The following is a 5204-nucleotide window of genomic DNA, read 5'->3' on the forward strand; positions in this document are numbered from 1 at the left end:
CCCGCGTGCACAGCGCACGCCTCGCCTATTATGACGCGGCGTTCAAAATCGTCAACGGTCAGAGCTTCAAGATGGAGGCATCCATCGCGAAGATGTTGGGCAGCGAGGCCGCGATGGACAACGCACGGGATGCCACTCAGATCTTTGGCGGATACGGATTCATGAACGAGAGCCCGGTCGCCCGCCACTACCGGGACTCGAAGATTCTCGAGATCGGGGAGGGCACCACCGAGGTGCAGCTTGCGGTCATCGCCAGATCCCTCGGCTTCGACGCGTTGTAGCGTCTCCGGTGTTCTCGGAGACGGATTTCATTCCGAGATGAACTCCTGGCGGACGGTTCCAGAGGTGGCGTCCGCGATGTAGCCGAAGTCTCGGTCGCTGTTCAGAATGATGGCGTCATTGACGACGGCGTATGCGGCGATGAGGCAGTCGAATGCTCCGGCCGCACGGATCAGCCCGCGATTCCAGAGTGCCTGCTGGATATCCAGCGCCTGGCTTTCCGTTGGGTGTGTCAATGCTGGTCGCAGCGTGTCCATGTCGCCACGGAGTTCTTCATACCCGGCGGCGGTGCGCGCCGAGTGGCAGTACTCCAAGACCTGTGGTGGGCAGGTTATGACGAGATCAGGTGCACCCCCTTCGTGCATCGTAAGGTCAGTGTCCTTGGCGACGTGAACGGCCGCCGACTGTTCGCTCGTTGCCGTGCTTATAGTTGCCCGTCAAGCGGGCCATCAGCTCCTGCGGATCCCGGCTCTCGACGTCCGCCAGGAATCGAACCGCAATAGCACCACGAAGAGTCGTCGCGCGGCGACCGTGGTGGCTGATCTGCACCTCGTCGCCGACGTTCTTATACGCGAAGCCATTGGGCAAGTTCGTCATACCTCAAGCTTCATCCATTCAAGACGGTAATCGCAACGAAGTGCGGGCGTTCGCTTCCAGGTGCAGTCGAAGACCCACCGAACGTATTCCAACCGAGAGGACCTGGACGCCTGTCGGATGCGGAGTGAGCTACGCGCTGATCCACGGGTTGACGAGCCGCAGATCGGTGTCGGTGAAGTCCTTCGTGTTTCGAGTGGCGAAGAGAGAGGCACCGGTAGACAGAGCGGTAGCGGCAATCATCGCGTCGGCCATCCCGATTCGATGTCCGAGTTGCTCCCGTTGCCCCACAATCCGACCGTACTCAAGTGATGACGACACGTCGAAAGGTAGGACCCGGTCAGCGAAGTCAAACTCGAGCATGTCCGCAATCGCCGAGGCGATGCGCATTCTTCGTTTACCGGATGCCATGCGTTCGACACCATAAAACAGCTCAGCTGCCGTGACAGCAGTGATGCAGAGGGTGGATGCCTGTTGAGCATCGAGCCACGAGACCACATGCACATCCGGTTCGGCATGCATTAGCTCGGACACCACGTTCGTGTCCAGGACGATCATGCGTCGAAAGCTACGGCACGTGGTTTGTCATCGAGACGACTGCCGCCATCCCAGTCGAGCGTCGCGAACCTCTCGCGAATCCGGCTTCCCAGCCCTGGGGCCGCCTCGCCTGAGCGCGCGCACGGCCGATGCGAGGATTACGCGCGCTTCCGCCTCCGTAGAGCGGCCATGCTCAACACCGAGCGCCTTCAGGGCATCCTTAGTTTCAGAGTCAAGATTTCGAACAGTCAGTGTGGGCACAACGACCACCTCCAAGCCTAATGCTAGCAAAATGAATGCACGCGTGGAGGCTGGTAAGCCGATTCAGCAAAAGGAGCAGGACTAGTTACCCGAGGTGCGGCGTTGCGTCTCGTCGAGAATCGTGCACGGCGCGAGTGGGCAGGTGCACGCTGACGGCGAGGCCGAGGCCGAGCTTGTTGTCGAGCGCGACACTGCCGCCCGCCACCTCGACGAGCCCTGCCACGATGGCTAGCCCGAGGCCAGCGCCCTCGCCATGCCGCGAGGCATCCGCGCGAGAGAACCGGTCGAAGGCGTGAGGAAGAAACGACTGCTCCATGCCGCCCGCGTCGTCTGTCACCGCGAGGGTGACATGATCGCTGCCAGAGGTGAGCGCAAGCAGCACCGAACCCCGGGCATCCATTGCCGCCAGCGCATTGCTCACAAGGTTGTCGCAGATTCGACCGAAATCCGCCGGGCTGATCGCCACCCGGGCATCGGGAGCCCCGGGATCGTCTCGGTAATCGATCTGGATGTCGCGGGCCCCAACGTGGAGGCGACCGCGGTCGGCCGCATCCGCCAACTCGGCACCCAACTCGAGCAGCGTGGCCGACCCGGGAACGGTCTGTGCGTCGATTCTCGACAGCTCCAGCATCGATGTCGCCAGGCCCGCCAGGCGGGAGACGGTCGCCTGCGCCGCGCCGACATCTTCTCGCATCTGGCCGAGCGACGACGCCTCGGCCTGTGCCAGCTCAAGCTGGGTCTGAAGGATCGCGAGGGGCGTTCTGAACTCGTGGCTCGCGTCGGAGACCACCTGCCTCTCGCGCTCGGCTGAGGCCCGCAGCTGCTCGATCAGTTCGTTCAGAGTGTGCGCAAGGTCGGCAATCTCGTCGCGGGCCGGGCCCACCGGCAGCAGCTCCGCACCGGGCGATCGCATGAGAGACGCGGCACTGACGCGCAGCTTCGTCACGGGGCTCAGCACCGCGCTGCCGATCAGCCACGAGGCCGCGCCGAAGGCGAGATTGATGGCGGCGATACTCGTGATGAGCAGAATCAGAACCTGATTCAGGATGCCGTCCTGAACGTCATTCTCGCTCGCTGAGATGACGTGCCAGGTGCCCTGAGTCGTCGCTACCGCGGTGACCCGAACCAGATAACGCGAGGAGTTCACGCTGATGGTGCGGGTGCCTGGTGCCGCAATGAGCTCGTCCAGCCGGACGCCGAGACCAGGAGGAAGCGTATTGATGTTGGCGAGTCCGGCCGGGTTTGTCACCGCAACCAACTGCCCGGATCCGGGAGGATCGAGCGACTCGGTCGGATCGAGCGCCAGCGCGGTGAGGTACGGGGCTTCGACATTCTCCAGTACGGCGACCTGGCCGTCGCTGACGATGCGCTGCACCTGGCTGAAGATCAGGATGCCCGACACGATAGAGATGAGTGCTGCGATGAGGAGGCTGCCACCGGTGATCCGGGCCCGAATGCCCAGGCGCGCCCACCTCATGACGGAATCGCGACCAGCTGGAAGCCGACGCCCCGCGAGGTCGTGATCCTGACCGGCGCTTCGACTGCATCCAGTTTCCTCCGTACGTAGCTGACGTACTGATCGACGATGTTGGCGTCAATGTGGTCTGCCGAGCCCCACAGCGATTCGAGTATGTCGGCCCTGGGTACGACGCGGTCAACGTTGTCCGCAAGCAACCGGAGCAGATCAAACTCCGTGCGGCTGAGGCGCAGTTGCCGACCCGCGCAGGTGATCTCGCGTCGGATCAGGTCGATGTGAAGCGACCCGACGTCGAGGTCGAGCCGGGTGGCGCCGATGGAATCCCGGCGTCGCAGAGCCCTCAGCCTTGCGGCCAACTCGGCGAAGGCGAACGGTTTCGTGAGGTAATCATCTGCCCCCGCATCCAAGCCCCGAATGCGGTCGTCGACGGCATCCCTCGCAGTAAGTAGCAGGATCGCGATCCCCTGCACCTGCTCACGGAGGCGCCGGCAGAGTTCGAATCCAGACATGCCGGGGAGCATGACATCAAGCACAGCAATGTCGTACGGCTCGCCATTGCTGAGGGTGATGGCGTCAATGCCATTATCGGCAAGGTCAACCACATAGCCCTCATGGCGAAGCCCGCGGGCGAGGAGAGCTGCCATTTCTGGCTCGTCCTCGACCACGAGAATGCGCAGGTCCACGTGATCCACCTTCCCTCCGCAGGTGTCCTGAAGCTTACGGCTATGCAGCAGCCGGAACTAGTTCATCGCTCTCGACCGTCGCGAGTGCGCGCTGGCGACGCACCTTCACTCCGAGGTAGGTCGCCACACCGATAATGACAACGAGGAACACGGCGCTCGTTACGGTGGTGCCCAACCCTAGCCCGCCGGCGGCCGGGTCCTGCGCGAGCAAATCACCCATAGATGCCCCGAGCGGCCTGGTGAGAATGTATGCCGCCCAGAAGCATGCGACGACGTTGGCACGGAAAGCAAACCTCGCAATGGCGATGACGCCGATCAGGGCCGCGAAGAGAATCGTTCCGACGAGGTAGCCGAGTCCGAATCCCTCGGTGATCAGGTCTCCCGCGGCCGTTCCCAGCGAGAAGGTGAACAGGATGGCTACCCAGTAGAACGCCTCCCGCCGGCGAGTGAAAATGCTATGGATCGAGAGGGTGCGCTCGCGGGCGAACCAGATGCCGAAGGTGACCGCCAGCAGGGCCGAGAAGACAACCGTGCTCAGCCACAGCTGCACTCCGAATACGTCGGTCAGGGTGTCGGTGAGCAGCGTTCCGACGACGCTGATCAGAACTACGACGCTCCAGTAGACACCCGAGGCGTACCGTTTGGTCATGAACTGGGCAATCAGCACGACGATAAGCAGTCCCGTCATCACCCACGACGTGATGGCGAGCCCCAGCCCGAGAGTCGTGTTGAGGTAGTCGGCCACCGTTTCGCCGGTCGTCGTCGACAGGATCTTGATCACCCAGAATGCAAGGGTGACCTCAGGCACCCTGTTGAACAGGATGGTGCGAATGTGGTCGGAGAGTGTGTTTGTCATGGCACCACCTTGGCGACCCTGGCTTACCCTCAGCCGCGAAATCAGGGGATCGCCGATGAGCGTTCTTTCAGGATGCATCGACCGGAGCTCGCGCGGTGGACAGCGGCCGCGACTGCTGCGACACGAGCAGCGCCACCGAATAGGTGCCCCGCGACGTTCAGTAGATCGATGACGCCGCCGCTCAAGTTCGTGAAGCTCGCTGGGCGCTAACTTGAGGAAAATGCGGACGATTGAATGTGGACAGCTGTTGTCGCACAGGATGAACGTTGAGCGGGCTTAATCCCGGGCGGCTCGACCGGGCGCTCATCGCGCCCAGTGAGTGGGCCGCTTCACCCCTTCGGGTAACAGGGTGTTGGCATCGCCGTTGGCCGCATTTACTTGCATCTGAGTGAGGAAAATCGCCTCAGAAAGATCGGCGCCGCTTACATCGGCGTCGCGTAGATCGGCAGCGATGAGATCGGCACGCCGCAAGTCTGCCTCTCTCAAGTCGGCCCCGATTAGCCAGGCCCCGCGAAGA

9 protein-coding genes are annotated in these 5204 nt (G+C 62.6%); 1 reads left to right on the forward strand and 8 read right to left on the reverse strand.

Features of this window, described 5'->3' with window-relative positions:
* The coding region (locus tag RMN95_RS02250; protein ID WP_309615335.1) for an acyl-CoA dehydrogenase family protein at positions 1 to 281 on the forward strand (281 nt) is incomplete at its 5' end.
* A 27-nt stretch (positions 282 to 308) separates the two neighbouring features.
* Here the strand turns inward: RMN95_RS02250 and RMN95_RS02255 are convergent.
* From RMN95_RS02255 to RMN95_RS02285, 8 genes are all read right to left on the reverse strand, one after another.
* Positions 309 to 515, reverse strand: a complete 207-nt coding sequence (locus tag RMN95_RS02255) for a hypothetical protein (RefSeq protein ID WP_309615336.1) — start codon at positions 513 to 515, stop codon at positions 309 to 311.
* Positions 516 to 651: 136 nt separating this feature from the next.
* A complete protein-coding gene (locus tag RMN95_RS02260) occupies positions 652 to 876 on the reverse strand; it encodes a hypothetical protein (RefSeq protein WP_309615337.1) in 225 nt (74 codons plus the stop codon).
* 129 nt (positions 877 to 1005) lie between these two features.
* Positions 1006 to 1431 carry a type II toxin-antitoxin system VapC family toxin gene (locus RMN95_RS02265; protein ID WP_309615338.1) on the reverse strand — a complete coding sequence of 142 codons (426 nt, stop codon included), beginning with the start codon at positions 1429 to 1431 and terminating at the stop codon, positions 1006 to 1008.
* A gap of 27 nt (positions 1432 to 1458) precedes the next feature.
* Entirely contained in the window at positions 1459 to 1680 is a 222-nt protein-coding gene (locus RMN95_RS17075; protein ID WP_397545227.1) for a FitA-like ribbon-helix-helix domain-containing protein, read from the reverse strand.
* 76 nt (positions 1681 to 1756) lie between these two features.
* A complete protein-coding gene (locus RMN95_RS02270) occupies positions 1757 to 3148 on the reverse strand; it encodes a HAMP domain-containing sensor histidine kinase (RefSeq protein ID WP_309615339.1) in 1392 nt (463 codons plus the stop codon).
* Entirely contained in the window at positions 3145 to 3831 is a 687-nt protein-coding gene (locus RMN95_RS02275) for a response regulator transcription factor (RefSeq protein ID WP_309615340.1), read from the reverse strand. The genes RMN95_RS02270 and RMN95_RS02275 overlap by 4 nt, the downstream gene beginning before the upstream one ends.
* Before the next feature lie 40 nt (positions 3832 to 3871).
* Positions 3872 to 4687 (reverse strand): hypothetical protein, encoded by an 816-nt coding sequence (locus tag RMN95_RS02280; RefSeq protein WP_309615341.1) that lies wholly within the window; start codon positions 4685 to 4687, stop codon positions 3872 to 3874.
* A gap of 303 nt (positions 4688 to 4990) precedes the next feature.
* Positions 4991 to 5204, reverse strand: a 214-nt coding sequence (locus RMN95_RS02285) for a pentapeptide repeat-containing protein (RefSeq protein ID WP_309615342.1), incomplete at its 5' end; no start/stop codon positions are given.

The sequence above is a fragment of the Salinibacterium sp. genome (genome assembly GCF_031364185.1).
GTDB lineage: Bacteria > Actinomycetota > Actinomycetes > Actinomycetales > Microbacteriaceae > Rhodoglobus.

What these genes read in the sequence shown, in the direction of transcription:
- RMN95_RS02260 (WP_309615337.1), bottom strand. Translation starts at nt 876, where the DNA reads ATGACGAACTTGCCCAATGGCTTCGCGTATAAGAACGTCGGCGACGAG.
- RMN95_RS02265 (WP_309615338.1), bottom strand. Translation starts at nt 1,431, where the DNA reads ATGATCGTCCTGGACACGAACGTGGTGTCCGAGCTAATGCATGCCGAA.
- RMN95_RS02270 (WP_309615339.1), bottom strand. Translation starts at nt 3,148, where the DNA reads ATGAGGTGGGCGCGCCTGGGCATTCGGGCCCGGATCACCGGTGGCAGC.
- RMN95_RS02280 (WP_309615341.1), bottom strand. Translation starts at nt 4,687, where the DNA reads ATGACAAACACACTCTCCGACCACATTCGCACCATCCTGTTCAACAGG.